The 15,211-nt window shown below is 32.5% G+C and carries 14 protein-coding genes; 1 reads left to right on the forward strand and 13 read right to left on the reverse strand.

Translation table 11 applies throughout. From position 1 onward, the window contains the following. Positions 1 to 241 precede the first annotated feature (241 nt). From QLQ96_RS01690 to QLQ96_RS01720, 7 genes are all read right to left on the reverse strand, one after another. Positions 242 to 706 (reverse strand): UpxY family transcription antiterminator, encoded by a 465-nt coding sequence (locus QLQ96_RS01690; protein WP_482494174.1) that lies wholly within the window; start codon positions 704 to 706, stop codon positions 242 to 244. A gap of 62 nt (positions 707 to 768) precedes the next feature. Further along, a complete protein-coding gene (locus QLQ96_RS01695) occupies positions 769 to 2,160 on the reverse strand; it encodes a UDP-glucose 6-dehydrogenase (protein ID WP_482494176.1) in 1,392 nt (463 codons plus the stop codon). A 27-nt stretch (positions 2,161 to 2,187) separates the two neighbouring features. Then, positions 2,188 to 3,171, reverse strand: a complete 984-nt coding sequence (locus QLQ96_RS01700; RefSeq protein WP_482494177.1) for an SDR family oxidoreductase — start codon at positions 3,169 to 3,171, stop codon at positions 2,188 to 2,190. 10 nt (positions 3,172 to 3,181) lie between these two features. Then, a complete protein-coding gene (locus tag QLQ96_RS01705; protein WP_482494179.1) occupies positions 3,182 to 5,629 on the reverse strand; it encodes a polysaccharide biosynthesis tyrosine autokinase in 2,448 nt (815 codons plus the stop codon). A 15-nt stretch (positions 5,630 to 5,644) separates the two neighbouring features. Continuing rightward, entirely contained in the window at positions 5,645 to 6,427 is a 783-nt protein-coding gene (locus QLQ96_RS01710) for a polysaccharide biosynthesis/export family protein (RefSeq protein ID WP_482494180.1), read from the reverse strand. 71 nt (positions 6,428 to 6,498) lie between these two features. Further along, positions 6,499 to 7,119 (reverse strand): recombination mediator RecR, encoded by a 621-nt coding sequence (recR, locus tag QLQ96_RS01715; RefSeq protein ID WP_482494182.1) that lies wholly within the window; start codon positions 7,117 to 7,119, stop codon positions 6,499 to 6,501. A 168-nt stretch (positions 7,120 to 7,287) separates the two neighbouring features. Next, the gene (locus tag QLQ96_RS01720; RefSeq protein ID WP_482494183.1) at positions 7,288 to 7,653 is read right to left on the reverse strand and encodes a CoA-binding protein; all 366 of its coding nucleotides are present in this window, start codon (positions 7,651 to 7,653) and stop codon (positions 7,288 to 7,290) included. Positions 7,654 to 7,805: 152 nt separating this feature from the next. On the opposite strand from QLQ96_RS01720, the gene QLQ96_RS01725 reads away from it, so the two are divergent. Then, positions 7,806 to 8,432: a MarC family NAAT transporter gene (locus tag QLQ96_RS01725; RefSeq protein WP_482494186.1), complete on the forward strand. Its 627-nt coding sequence runs from the start codon at positions 7,806 to 7,808 to the stop codon at positions 8,430 to 8,432. A 74-nt stretch (positions 8,433 to 8,506) separates the two neighbouring features. Here the strand turns inward: QLQ96_RS01725 and ctlX are convergent, their stop codons facing one another. The 6 genes from ctlX to rplQ all read right to left on the reverse strand — a co-directional run bounded on the left by ctlX (position 8,507) and on the right by rplQ (position 15,173). Next, positions 8,507 to 9,442, reverse strand: coding sequence for a citrulline utilization hydrolase CtlX (gene ctlX / locus QLQ96_RS01730; protein ID WP_482494188.1), 936 nt, complete (start codon positions 9,440 to 9,442; stop codon positions 8,507 to 8,509). Positions 9,443 to 9,520: 78 nt separating this feature from the next. Beyond that, entirely contained in the window at positions 9,521 to 10,435 is a 915-nt protein-coding gene (locus QLQ96_RS01735; RefSeq protein WP_482494189.1) for a dimethylarginine dimethylaminohydrolase family protein, read from the reverse strand. A 62-nt stretch (positions 10,436 to 10,497) separates the two neighbouring features. After that, positions 10,498 to 11,775 carry a citrate synthase gene (locus QLQ96_RS01740; protein WP_482494190.1) on the reverse strand — a complete coding sequence of 426 codons (1,278 nt, stop codon included), beginning with the start codon at positions 11,773 to 11,775 and terminating at the stop codon, positions 10,498 to 10,500. Positions 11,776 to 11,928: 153 nt separating this feature from the next. Next, positions 11,929 to 13,221: a phosphopyruvate hydratase gene (eno, locus tag QLQ96_RS01745; RefSeq protein WP_482494192.1), complete on the reverse strand. Its 1,293-nt coding sequence runs from the start codon at positions 13,219 to 13,221 to the stop codon at positions 11,929 to 11,931. A gap of 112 nt (positions 13,222 to 13,333) precedes the next feature. Continuing rightward, positions 13,334 to 14,443: a glutamine-hydrolyzing carbamoyl-phosphate synthase small subunit gene (gene carA / locus QLQ96_RS01750; RefSeq protein ID WP_482494194.1), complete on the reverse strand. Its 1,110-nt coding sequence runs from the start codon at positions 14,441 to 14,443 to the stop codon at positions 13,334 to 13,336. Positions 14,444 to 14,684: 241 nt separating this feature from the next. Next, on the reverse strand, positions 14,685 to 15,173 hold the full coding sequence (gene rplQ, locus QLQ96_RS01755; RefSeq protein WP_017495007.1) for a 50S ribosomal protein L17: 489 nt from the start codon (positions 15,171 to 15,173) through the stop codon (positions 14,685 to 14,687). Between the last annotated feature and the right edge of the window lie 38 nt (positions 15,174 to 15,211).

Consider the following 15,211-nt stretch of genomic DNA (forward strand, 5'->3'; position numbering starts at 1 on the left):
GTTCTCAGTCACATAACTTTGACTCAGATACCTAAATTAATGATTTTCGCGCAAATATAGTATAATAACTCTAGTTATTCAATACCGTTTACTGTATTACTAAAAAAACAGCAAATTACATAAAAGATAATATCTACAACAACTTATTAATCAGACTGTAAATAAATACCTTATAAAAAAAACAGAAGAAAAATTTTCTTAAAAAGACTTTTTCTCCTGTTAATACTCCTTAAAAATATAATTATTTATATTTTATTTTCAAAACGCAACCCAAAGCTTCCAATACTAATACATAATAATTATTAGAAATCTCTTGCACAGTAGCATTTTGATTGCTAAACGCTCCTGATTCTAATTTAATTTTATCTCCTACTTGAATACTCGAAACCGAAACTTCACTTAGATTGGGATCTTTTAAACTTTTTTTAATAATTTCAATCTCTTCATCCTTAACAATTGCTGGTTTTCCTAACCAAAACAAATACCTAACGATTCCTTGCGCTTGAAAAACTAAATTACGATCTGAATCGGGCAACTGAACAAAGACATAAGAATTAAAAAGAGGAACTTCAATCTTCTTTTTACGATCTGACCATTGCTTTACCTGAATAACCAACGGGCAATAACATTCTATTCCCAGTTGATTAAGTTTATCGGCAACTTTCTTTTCCCATTTCGGTTTTGTATAAACTACGTACCAATTCATCTCTTTTTAATTATGAAGAAGCAAGACATTATCACTTCTTCTCTTTATAAACACCAACCTTTTTATGATCCAATACCATTATAAACGAATCCTATCGCCTGTAATTGTTTAGCATTCAAAATATTTCTTCCGTCAAAAATAAAAGCTGGCTTATGCATAGAATCGTAAATCTTTTTCCAGTCATAAATAGTGAATTCATCCCATTCTGTTAAAACTGCAATTGCATGCGCATCTTTACATGCTTCATATGCATTATCAAACACATTTATCGCTTTTGCGTTTTCTTCCGCTGATCTTGTTTGTAGATAATCAAGATCACTCAACATTTTGCCTCTTGAAACTTTCGGATCAAAAACTGATATTTTCGCCTGTTCATTTATTAAATCATCAGCAACATAAATTGCAGCTGACTCTCTTGTATCGTTTGTATCTTTTTTGAAAGCCCAACCTAAAAAAGTGATTTTCTTATCCGCTACTGTATTATATAATGTTTGAACAATTTTATTAGAAAATCTTCTTTTTTGATGATCGTTCATAATAATAACTTGTTCCCAGTAGTCAGCTACTTCGTTCAGCCCGTATGACTTTGCTATGTATACTAAATTCAGAATGTCCTTTTGAAAACAAGAACCGCCGAATCCTACAGAAGCTTTTAAGAATTTAGGTCCAATTCTACTATCCATCCCGATTGCTTTTGCAACCTCGCTTACATCTGCTCCAGTTTTCTCACACAATTCCGACATTGCATTAATTGAAGAAATACGTTGTGCCAAAAATGCATTTGCAGTAAGTTTAGATAATTCTGATGACCAAACATTTGTTGTCAAAATTTGATCTTTATTTACCCAATTTGAATAAACTTCTACTAATGAATTAATAGCTTCCTGCCCTTCTTGAGTTGTATCGCCACCAATTAAAATTCGGTCTGGATTTAACAGATCTGTAACTGCAGTTCCTTCTGCCAAAAATTCTGGATTCGATAAAATTTGAAATTGAACACCATTTCCAGTATTGTCTAATATACTTTTAATCGCCTCAGCAGTTCTAACTGGCAGAGTTGATTTTTCAACTACAATTTTATTTTGTTTTGCTACTCTTGCAATTTGTCTTGCGCATAGCTCAATATATTTTAAATCTGCCGCCATTCCTTTTCCTTTTCCATAAGTTTTGGTTGGCGTATTTACAGAAATAAATATCATTTGAGCTTCGTCTATTGCTTTATCTACATCAGTCGAAAAAAATAAATTTCTGCCCCTTGCTTCTGCTACAATTTCAGAAAGTCCTGGTTCATATATTGGAATATTTTCAGGATTTGGATCATTCCAATCTGCTATTCTTTGTTCGTTTAAATCAACAACTGTAACTTGAATGTGTGGGCATTTTTGAGCAATGACTGCCATTGTAGGCCCACCAACATATCCTGCACCAATGCAGCAAATTTTTGTAATTTTCATTTGATCTATATTATCTTGATCTTAGGGTTATTTTAAATTATTCCAATACCATTCAACAGCTTCTTTTAATCCGTCTTGCAAAGAATATTTTGGATTGTAACCTAGATTTTTTTTTGCTTTTTCGATACTTGCCAACGAATGAGGAATATCTCCCGCTCTATTCCCTCCATAAATAACGGGTACATCTTTTATTTTTGGATCAAAATCTGCTAAGAATTCTTTTAAATATTTGACTAAGTCATTTAAGGTGTTCCTGTCTCCAAATGCAGTATTATAAACAGAATTAATAGCTTCTGGATTTTGACAAGTCATTGCTAATTCATTCATTTGAATGACATTGTCTATATATGTAAAATCGCGAGAATAATTTCCGTCTCCGTTAATTATTGGCCTTTCATGATTCATAAATTGCTTGACAAATTTCGGAATTACCGCTGCATAAGCTCCATTTGGATCTTGTTTTCTTCCAAAAACATTAAAATAACGAAGTCCAATTGTCTCTAATCCATATGTCTTGCTAAAGATTTCAGCGTACAACTCATTTACATATTTAGTAATTGCATAAGGCGACAATGGTTTTCCTATAACATCTTCAACTTTTGGCAATCCTTGCGAGTCTCCATAAGTTGAAGAACTTGCAGCATATATAAATCGTTTTACTTTAGCGTCTCGTGCTGCTGTCAGCATATTTAAAAAACCAGAGACATTTACTTCATTTGTCGTAATTGGATCTTTTATCGACCGAGGAACAGAACCTAAAGCTGCTTGATGTAAAACATAGTCTACTCCTTCCGCTGCCAAATTACAGTCAGCTAAATTTCGAATATCACCTTCAATTAATTTAAAATCTGGGTTTTCTAAAAAATCTTTTAAATTATGACGATGACCCGTTGAAAAATTATCAAGACAAATTACCTTATAATTCAAGCCTAAAAAATACTCGGTTAAATTAGAGCCTATAAATCCAGCTCCTCCCGTAATTAAAATTGTATTTTTTGTTTTACCTTCCATCTATAAAAGTTTAGCTTTTTCTTATTCGATTTAAAAATGTCTTCCAGTATCCATCTTTGACTTCCTCTTCATGATAACCATTTGAATAAGCTCCGTACCCGTAACCATAACCGTAGCCGCTACCATACTTTGCTTTATTTTCATAACCGTTCAATACAATGCTCACATTCGCTAATTCTCCACGTTTAAGTCTATTATTCAATAACGTTATCATATCTTTCTTAGTATAATTCTGTCTCACAATGTACAATATCACATCTGCAAATTGAACCAATTCTAATGAATCTGCTACTAAACCAACCGGTGGAGTATCTAAAACTATATAGTCATATTTTTCCTTCAACTCATCAATCAATTCTGTCATTCCATCACTTAAAATTAACTCTGACGGATTTGGTGGAATTGGCCCTGAAAGTATTACATCCAAATTTGGAATTTGTGTTGGATTAATAATTTCTTCTAATTTATTTTGTTTTATTAAATAGTTGACTACTCCTAAAGATGATTTTAATTCAAATTCATCTGCCAACCTTGGCTTTCTTAAATCCAAACCAACAATTACTGTTTTCTTTTCGCTTAAGGCAAAGACAGTCGCTATATTTATAGAGCAAAATGTTTTTCCTTCACCACTTATTGAAGAAGTTATCATTAATGTTTTGGCTCCACTAACTTGCTGTTTTTTATATAAAAACTGAAGCGAAGATCGTATCCCTCTGAATGATTCTGAAAGAGCTGATTTTGGTTTTTCCAGAACAGCCATACTGCCTGAATCCTTGTTGACACCAATTACTCCTAGCAATGGAATTTGAGTCAGTTTATTAATATCTTCAACATTCTGAATTGAATTATTAATAAAGAAAATCACCAAAACGAACAATAAGGGAATTAAAATTCCTAAAAACAAAGCCGTTACATAATTCACAGAAGTTTTGGGTCCAATTAAACCTCCACCTATATCTTTTGCCGGATCAATAAAGTGAATATCTGACAGATTAGAAGCTCTTACAATCTCTGCTTCATTTCTCTTTTGAAGAAATTCTGTATAAATATTATCATTTAAATCATATTTTCTCTTGATTTTTAATAACTCTTGCTGTTCCGCAGGTAATTTTTTAACAGTACTTTCTGCCTCACCTAGTTTAGCGTTTATCAGAGATAAGTCATATCTTAAAGAAGCTTTTGCTGTAACTATATTCTCCTGAAGAACATTTTTTAAAGCAATCATTTGGTTATCAAAATCTTTAAATATTTTTTCACTTTTTACAGCATAAGCCATTTCTGATCTTTGAGTAGAAAGCGCTATAAGCTTAGAAACATTGGAAATAATATTTGGATCCTCAATTCCCGCAACAGAAGGAGCAGGTAATCTAGAATAATCGACACTATTATTTAAATAGGCTTTTAACGAATTATAGTAGGCTATTTTTCTCGTAATCTGGTCTTTTTCGGCATCAAAATTCATTATTTTATCTGAAACTTTAGCACCACCATCTTCAATTTGGTAAATATTTTTATCCTTTTGAAAAGACTTTAGTTCGTTGCCAGTTTGCTTAAGCTGAGATTCCATTGCAATAAGCGTACTATCAATAAACCTTATTGTGTTTGTTGCAAATTGGTTCTTCCCATCTAATTGCATTTTCATAAGCATTTTTACAGTAGAATTCAAATAATCAACCATCCTTGCTTTATTTGTACCCTGTAGTGACAAGGTTAATAATGACCCACTACTTTTACCTGAATCTACATTAATACCTTTATATCGAGATACAGTTCCGTCAAAATCATTGAATCTAACAAAATATTCCTTTCCCTTATAAAATCCTGGATTATCTACTATTTGAAGTTTCCAATTCAAAAATGGAAGATTAACACTCTCTCCTATTTTATACTTCTTAATAAAAGTTACAGGTTGAACTGATGTATTGCTGTAAGAATTGTTGCTATATGTAATCAGGGAAACTGAATTGTTTTCAAATGGAATTTCGATTTGATATTCGTTTTCACTTAGAAACTTTATGCTAATCAATGAGCCTGAAAGCTGTCCCTTTGTTTTATCAATATCAATATAAAATGGTACTGCTCCGTAAGAGTCTATTAAGTTATACTTTCCTTGTTCTAAATAATCAATATAAAATTTGAGCTTATCTACTACCTTTTCATTATGCGATCTTGATTGTAAAATTGTAGAAATCCCATTTACCTGATCTGAAGTTCCTCCCCAATTAAAAACCAAACTTGTATTTGATGTGAAAAATGGATTGCTTTCTTCTTTTATGGAGACCATAGTCTGCATTCCATAAATTTTTTCTTTACGAATATTTACTTGATAGGCAATTGTAAAAGTAATGATCAAACTTACTAGAAACCATTTCCAGTAACTCACAATTTTCAACAAAAAACCTTTAAAATCAAAATTGGAATGATTTTCAAAAATGGCAAAATCTTTAATGTCTAACATTCTAAAAAATCTATTTTATTTTATAATTAGATAAACTGTGGTCGCTAAAGACAATAATGTAATTATTGTTCCTATAGACTGTATTCCTGTTTGGCCTGTTCCCCAAGTTTTTTGTCTCAGTGGTTTCACATAGATGTAGTCGTTTGGCTGCAAATAATAATATGGTGATTTCATTACATTTACATCTGTAAGATCAATACTGTGCATTTGAACCCCTGTTGGGGCCTGACGAATTATCATCACTTCTTTTCTATTACCAACCGTGGTTATATCTCCCGCATTTGCAACAGCTTCTAAAATAGTTAAATTATCTTTAAATAATGTCTTTGTTCCTGTACTCCCGACTTCCCCATTAATAGTATATCTAAAACCAGCTAACTTAACAGTTACAAATATATTGGCTTCGCTTTTAAAATATTCTTCCAATAATTTCTTCTCAATTTTTAAACGAACTTCTTCAAGAGTAAAACCAATTACGTTAATTTCTCCAAGAATTGGCATTCTAATATTTCCATGATCATCAACTGTAAATCCATCAAAATAAAGACCCGTCTCTGACTTTCCTGTTTGCCCCTCTGTTGCATTAAAAATAGAAACCAATTTGGGATCAATTGCTTTTAGATTAACACTTATAACATCATTTACTTGTAATCGATATGGTTTTGATTCTACTGCCGCAATTGCCGCTTGCTCACTTGAATTATTTTTATCCTGAAGGTAAACCAAATCTTTAATAGGAATACATGAGGTAAATAACGTTGAAATTAATAAGAATAGAAAAAAGCTATTTTTTGTCATTCGTTCAATTTTATCGCAAATATATTTTTCCGTTCAAAATCAAGAAAAACTAACTGCTATTTGGGGTTTAATTAATTGTTTTTAAATGTTTTTTCAAAAGGCACTCTATGTAGGATGCTTCGTCCTAATGTTATTTCATCTGCATATTCTAATTCATCTCCAACTGATATTCCTCTCGCAATCGTTGAAATGGTAATTTCAGAATCTGCAATTTGCTTATAGATATAAAAGTTTGTTGTATCCCCTTCCATAGTTGAGCTTAATGCAAAAATAATTTCCAAGACATTTCCAGATTTCACTTTTGTCACCAAACTAGAAATATTTAATTGATTAGGGCCAACTCCTTCAATAGGAGAAATTTTTCCGCCAAGTACATGATATATACCTTTAAATTGCCCAGTATTTTCTATCGCCATGACATCACGAATATCTTCCACAATACATATTGTTTCATGATTTCTCACTGGATTAGCACAAATCTCACAAATTTTCGTGTCAGAAATATTATGGCAACTTTCGCAAAACTTAATATTCTCACGCATATTTAATAATGCTTGAGATAAAAACGCAGTCTGTTCTTTTGGCTGTTTTAACAGATGAAGAACCAATCGAAGTGCTGTACGCTTACCTATACCAGGCAATTGTGACATTTCGTTTACTGCTTTTTCAATTAATTTTGATGAAAATTCCATGACGACAAAAGTAATACTTTTAATGGTTTAGCCTACATTACAGCCATTAAATTCAAGGCCTAACAATATTGAAAAATTATTACGAAAAGCCCTTCTTTTATCAATACAAATGAAAGTATTTTAACAATATTACGAACACTAAACTTATTGTATAGAAATCTTGAAAGTTTAATATTGATTTGTAGCCAATAAAACCAATGTACAAGCAACCTCCTTCTGAATATCATTTAATTCTAATAATTGATACAATTCTGGGTTTTCAGTTCCAGGATTGAAAATTACTCGTTTCGGATGTGCTTCAATAATGTAATTATAATAATCTCTCTGACGAACAGGATTTAAATACAAAGTAATGGTATCAATATTTTTAACTGGGATTGTCTTGGTTTGAATTTTAACTCCAGCAACTTCTCCTGCTTTTTGACCAATCGCTAATACAGAATGCCCTTTTCCGACTAACGTATTAACAGCTCTAAATGAATAACGTTCTGGATTTGTTGAGGCTCCAATAACTAATGTTTTTTTATTTTTCATAATTTTTATTTAGACTGCAAAAGTAATCAAAAAAGAACGATTTAACTTTATTCGTTTGATTCAGAATTGATAACAATAAAAATATTATCATAACATAATTTCATGCAAAAGCATCAAAAAATAACTACATTTACTCCACTAACCAATATTATATGGAATTATTTATCTACTTATTTGCCGCTTTATTCTCAGTATTAAATCCGATTGGAACTGTGCCAATTTTTGTTGGACTAACCCAACACGATTCTCAAAAAGAAAGATCACGAATCTCACTTTGGACTGCAATCAATGTTTTTATCATATTATTGGTTTCTTATTTCATTGGCCAATATGTTTTGAGTTTTTTCGGAATTAGCATAGATGCCTTAAGAATTGCAGGCGGAATCGTAATTGTAAACTCTGGTTTTTCCTTACTTTCTGGCAAGTTTAACAAAAAAAGAGGAATCAATAAAAAAATTGAAAACGAAGCACAACACAGAAATGATATTGCATTAACACCTTTAGCAATACCAATGCTTGCAGGGCCTGGATCTATGTCGCTTTTAATTGCCTTTTATCAAGAGCATCACGAATTAAACGAAATTATAATTTCTTCATTAGCTATCCTTGCAATCGCAGTGGCTATTTTTGCCATTTTAAAAAGCGCACATTATCTCGCTAGAATTCTGGGAGCTTCTGGAATTGTTGCAATCTCTAGAATTGTTGGCTTTATCGTTATTTCAATCGGCATTCAATATATTGTAAGCGCAATTGTAAATATTATTAAAGGAAATTTTTAATTTGGATACTGTTAAAAAAGAAAGGCATAAAATCAAATTTGATTTTATGCCTTTCTTTTTTAACATTCTTTATTTTAACTTCTTGGCAAGAAAACCTCTGCCATCATACATCTTGCGCTTCCACCTCCACAAGCTTCAATTGTATCAAGACTTGAACTCAAAATTTCTGCATGATTTTCTAATTGAGCAATTTGATTCGGAGTCAAACTTTGATGCGCCGATGCACTCATAACAATGTATCGCTTATCATCTTTCCCTCGAACTTCCAGCATGTTTCCAGCAAAATTATTTACTTGGTCTTCTGTAATCAAAATGATTTCTTTTTTATCATCTTTTAGATTATCCAAAACCATTTTGCGCTCTTTTTTATCATCAATAGAATCTGCACAAATAACCGCAAAGGTTTCTCCTAGACACATCATCACATTAGTGTGATAAATTAGTTTACGTTGGCCATCAACTGTTTGAAAAGCTTCAAAAATAATCGGAGCATAATCAAAATCTTCACAGAATTCTATAAATAATTCTTCATCCGCTCTTGGAGATAATGCACAGTATGCTTTTCCGTTTGCTCTATCTAACAGCAAACTTCCTGTTCCTTCTAAGAAAATACCATCTTCTTCTGCAGAAGTATAATCCATGATATTAGCAATTTCGAATCCTTTTTCTTCCAAAGTATCCAAAATATCTTCACGACGTTCTTGACGACGATTTTCAGCAAACATTGGATAAAGCGCTACATCTCCATTTTCATGAAATGAAACCCAATTGTTTGGAAAAATACTATCAGGAGTATCAGTCTCCAAATTATCATCTACAACAGTCACATCTACTCCAACGTTTCTCAGTTTTTCGACAAAAGCGTCAAATTCCTGTTGCGCTTTAGCATTAACGGTACTTGGTAAAAGTCCGTCTAATACTTTTTGATAATAATTATTTACAGCCGTCTGTTCATTCATTCTGAATGCAACTGGACGAATCATCACGATAGCATTAGTAGTTTGTCTCATGATTTTTATATTTTTTTGGTTCCAAGTTTCAGGTTTCAAGTTTTTGGCAATTTGAAACCTGAAACTTGAAACTAATTTTTAGTCTCTAATTAGCGGAAGCGTTGAACATCTCAACAAACCTTCTTGTTTTGCAATTTCAGCGTATGGAATTTCTTCAACAGTAAAACCATTTTCGCGAAGCCAGTTATTCAAACGAGTAAAATTCTTTTCAGAAACCACTACATTTTCATCAATTGAAAACACGTTTGAGAACATATTGTACATTTCGTTTCTTTCAATATGAAATAGATTTTCTTTTCCAAAAAGATTTACTAGGTATAAATAATCTGCTTCTTCACGGAAACCTCTTTTATAGATAATACCTTTATCTTTTCCAACAGGCTGAAAACAACAATCTAAATGCAGTGCATTATCTCTTGCTTCTAATTTAGATTTTACTAAATCAAATTCCTTAACAATTTTATTCGGAAATAACGATTTAATATAGTTTACTCCATGCATGTTAGTTCTTGCAGTGATATATTCTTTATAGTCACTTCCTTTGTACGTTCCAATGAAAATATGATCATTCCAAAGCATAACATCTCCACCTTCAATATGAACTTCTTCTGGCGGACGAACTACTTTTACTGGATCGATCCGATCAATTACATATTGAATTGCATCTAATTCTCTTTCTCTATCTGGCAGAATATTCGATTTTACAAAAACATCATCAATTACAAACCCAATATCACGAGCAAAAATCTGATTATAATTTTCAATCATCTCCGGACGATAAACAGTTACATCATACTTTTGGAAAACAGCATTAAAAGCATCCATTTCAGCAACCATATCTTTTTCTATAGGATAAGTTCCTGCTTTTATATGTTCCAATGATTTAGGATCATAAGCCTCTTCTATAGTTGGAGTTGGTCCATTATGAACAGCAGAACCCAGAACTACAGCACGAAGTCGAGACGTTTCGTTCTTTACATTTAATTGCAACATAACTTTATTATATTTTGAGCAAATATAAAAAAAGCTTCACAGTTAAGTGAAGCTTTCGTTTTTTATTTATTAGACTTAAACTCTCGTAAAGGATGTCCTGTATAAATTTGTCTTGGTCTTCCGATTGGTTCTTTGTTTTCACGCATTTCTTTCCACTGCGCAATCCAACCTGGTAGTCTTCCAATTGCAAACATAACAGTAAACATATCTGTTGGAATTCCTAAAGCTCTGTAGATAATTCCAGAGTAGAAATCAACGTTTGGATATAAGTTTCTTGCTTTGAAGTATTCATCTTCAAGAGCTGCTTTTTCTAATTTTCTTGCGATCTCTAAAATCGGATCTTCAACACCTAAAGTTTCTAATACTTCAGTTGCTGCTTTTTTGATGATTTTAGCTCTTGGGTCAAAGTTTTTGTAAACTCTATGTCCGAATCCCATTAAACGGAATGGATCATTTTTATCTTTTGCTTTCGCTAAGAATTTATCAGTATCTCCACCGTCTTTATTAATTTCTTCAAGCATTTCAAGTACAGCTTGATTAGCACCACCGTGAAGCGGTCCCCAAAGTGCAGAAACTCCCGCAGAAACTGATGCAAATAAACCAGCATGAGAAGAGCCTACCATTCTAACTGTAGAAGTAGAACAGTTTTGCTCATGATCTGCATGAAGAATAAATAATTTATCTAAAGCGTTTACAATTACTGGATTTGCAGCATAAGGTCCTGTAGGCAATTTAAACATTAATTGCATGAAACTTTCTACATAACCTTTTGTGTTATCATAGTAGTTTAAAGGATACCCCATAGATTTTCTGTAAGTCCATGTAGCAATTACAAGAAACTTAGCCATTGTTTTACAAATAGCCTCATACATTTCTTTTTCGTTATCAACATTAACCGCTTTAGGATTAAAAGCTGTTAAAGCACTTGTTAAAGCAGATAACACTCCCATTGGGTGAGCTGTTTTAGGGAAACCGTCAATGATATTTTTCATTTCTTCGTTTACCAAAGAATGTTTCTTAATACCATTTTCGAAGTCTTCTAATTGTGATGTTGTAGGTAATTCTCCAAAAATCAAAAGATATGAAACCTCTAAGAAACTAGCTTTCTCTGCCAAATCTTCGATTGAATATCCTCTGTAACGTAAAATTCCTTCTTCTCCATCTAGGAAAGTGATTTCACTTGTACAAGATCCAGAATTCTTGTATCCTGGGTCAATTGTAATAACACCTGTTAAATCACGTAATTTGTTAATATCGATAGCTGATTCGTTTTCGCTTCCTGTGATTACCGGAAGTTCAATCTTTTTACCATCTATTTCTAATGTAGCTATTTTTGACATAATATCTTGGAAATAATTCTTTAAATAATAATTTACCAAATCTAATGAATTTAAGACTAATTAAAAAAAGAATACTGCTATGAATTTGTTAAAAGTCCAAAAAAAAACCATCTGTAAAGACAGATGGTTCCTTTTCAATATATAATATATAGATTATTTGATTTTAAAAGCATTTAATCCAGGAAAGTAAGCAGTACTTCCTAATTCTTCTTCAATTCTCAATAATTGGTTGTATTTAGCCATACGATCTGAACGAGAAGCAGAACCTGTTTTAATTTGTCCACAGTTTAAAGCTACAGCTAAATCTGCAATTGTATTATCTTCAGTTTCTCCAGAACGGTGAGACATTACAGATGTATAACCAGCATTTTTTGCCATGTTTACAGCTGCAATAGTTTCTGTTAAAGTACCAATCTGGTTAACTTTCACTAAAATTGAGTTAGCAATTCCTTTTTCGATACCAGTTGACAAACGAGCAACATTAGTAACAAATAAATCATCTCCAACTAATTGAACTTTATCTCCAATTTTTTCAGTCAAATATTTCCAACCATTCCAGTCATCTTCATACATACCATCTTCGATAGAGATAATTGGATATTTAGCAGCAAGTTCAGCTAAATAATCAGCTTGCTCCTCAGAAGTCCTAATCTTTCCAGTTTCCCCTTCAAATTTAGTATAATCGTATTTACCGTTTACATAAAACTCAGAAGCAGCACAGTCAAGAGCAATCATAATTTCGTCACCGAAAGAATATCCAGCTTTTTCAACAGCTAATTTGATAGTATCTAAAGCATCTTCAGTTCCACCAGCTAAGTTTGGAGCGAAACCTCCTTCGTCACCAACAGCAGTACTTAAACCTCTATCGTGTAATACTTTTTTCAAACTGTGAAAAATTTCAGTTCCCATTTGCATTGCATGTGTAAAAGAAGTTGCTTTTACTGGGAAAATCATAAACTCTTGGAATGCGATAGGCGCATCAGAGTGAGAACCACCGTTGATGATATTCATCATCGGAACTGGTAACGTATTAGCAGAAACACCACCCACGTATCTGTACAATGGCAAACCAAGTTCGTTAGCAGCAGCTTTTGCAGCAGCTAAAGAAACACCTAAAATAGCATTAGCCCCTAATTTAGATTTGTTTGGAGTACCATCCAAATCAATCATTAATTGGTCAATTGTGTTTTGTTCGAAAACAGAAGTTCCAACTAACTCTTCAGCAATAATAGTATTTACATTATTCACTGCATTTAAAACACCTTTACCTAGATAAGCTTTACCACCATCACGTAATTCAACAGCTTCGTGTTCTCCAGTTGATGCTCCAGATGGAACTGCTGCTCTACCTAAAACTCCATTTTCAGTTACTACATCTACTTCAATAGTAGGATTACCTCTAGAATCAAGAATTTGTCTTGCGTGAACTTTAATTATAATACTCATTATTTTTGTTTTTTATTAATAAATTATATATTTTTTTTCGAAATTATAAAAATATTTAATACTATAAACGCATTCTAGCCATTAAACACCTTTATTTATTAACTACATCGTTTTAGGCTTTGCTACTTTTAATATTCTCTACAAATTGGTCAAATAAATATGACGAATCGTGTGGTCCAGGACTAGCCTCCGGGTGATATTGTACTGAAAAACAGTTTTTACCCTTCATTCTCATCCCCGCAACAGTATCATCATTTAAATGAATATGAGTAAGTTCCAATTCTGGATGGTTTTCTAGCGCTTCTCTTTTTACAGCGAACCCGTGATTTTGAGAAGTAATCTCTCCTTTTCCCGTAAGCAGATTTTTAACAGGGTGATTGATTCCTCTATGTCCACCAAACATTTTGTAAGTTTGAACTCCATTTGCCAAAGCAATAATTTGGTGACCTAAGCAAATTCCGAATAGCGGTCTGTTCTCTGCAATAATCTTTTTTGCCACATCAATTACTCCATGTAACGGATCTGGATCCCCAGGTCCGTTTGACAAGAAAAACCCATCAGGATTAAACGAATCTAAATCTTCATACGTTGCATCATATGGAAAAACTTTAATATAGCAGTCTCTCTTAGCAAAATTTCTCAAGATATTCTTTTTAATACCAAGATCAAGTGCCGAGATTTTGTATGTTGCATTTTCGTCTCCAACGAAGTAAGGCTCAGTAGTCGAAACTTTAGAAGCTAATTCTAAACCTTCCATATTTGGCACATTAGCCAATTCTTTTTTCAAATCCTCAATTGAAGTTCCATCTGTACAAATTACAGCATTCATTGCTCCATTATCACGGATATAACTAACTAAAGCCCTAGTATCAACATCTGAAATACAGATCAGATTTTGTTTAGCAAAATAATCTTCCAGACTTCCAGAAGCACCAGCTCTTGAATAGTTAAAGCTAAAATTTTTACAAACTAAACCAGCGATCTTAACGTTTTCCGATTCAACTTCTAAATCATTAATACCATAATTCCCGATATGCGGATTAGTAGTAACCATAATTTGTCCAAAATAAGAAGGATCTGTAAAGATCTCCTGATATCCGGTCATTCCAGTATTAAAACAAACTTCACCAAAAGTTTTACCGCTAATACCGATAGACTTTCCATGAAAAACAGTTCCATCACTTAGTAATAAAATGGCGCTTTGTCGTGTTGTGTATTTCATTCTTTAATTTGTATTGTTTTTTTTTAATTGTGTATGAAGCAGAACCTCATTTGTAATTAGATATTTTGCAAATTTACTTCTTTAAAAGAGCCCTTCCAAGATTTTTTAAAACTTTCAATCGTAAAAATAAAACCTATCATTTTAAATAAGTTACATTTTTGCAGTTTCAAAAAAATCAAAAAAAAAGGATAAACTAAAAATTAGTTTATCCTTGATTTTTATAGAATGATTACTTTCATAATTATTCAGAAGCTTCTGTAGTCGTTTCAGATTCAGCAGCTGGAGCTTCAGGAGTACCTTCAGCTTTTTTTGCTTTACCACCACGACGGCTTTTAGCTTTTTTAACTTCTTTTTTACCTCCGTTGTAAAGTTCATTGAAGTCAACAAGTTCGATCATTGCCATATCAGCATTATCTCCCAAACGATTTCCAACTTTAATGATACGAGTGTATCCACCTGGACGGTCACCAACTTTAGCAGCTACATCTCTGAACAAATCAGTTACAGCATATTTGCTACGTAAGTAAGCAAAAACAATACGACGATTGTGAGTCGTATCTTCTTTTGATTTTGTGATTAAAGGCTCAACGAATTGTTTAAGCGCTTTAGCCTTAGCAACAGTAGTGTTAATACGTTTGTGCTCGATAAGAGAACAAGCCATATTAGCCAACATAGCTTTTCTATGTCCAGTCTGTCTGCTTAAGTGGTTGAATTTTTTTCCGTGTCTCATGACGTGTTTTTTTTATCTTCATCTTGCTACAATCCGCT

It is taken from the genome of Flavobacterium sp. B167r (genome assembly GCF_056824315.1).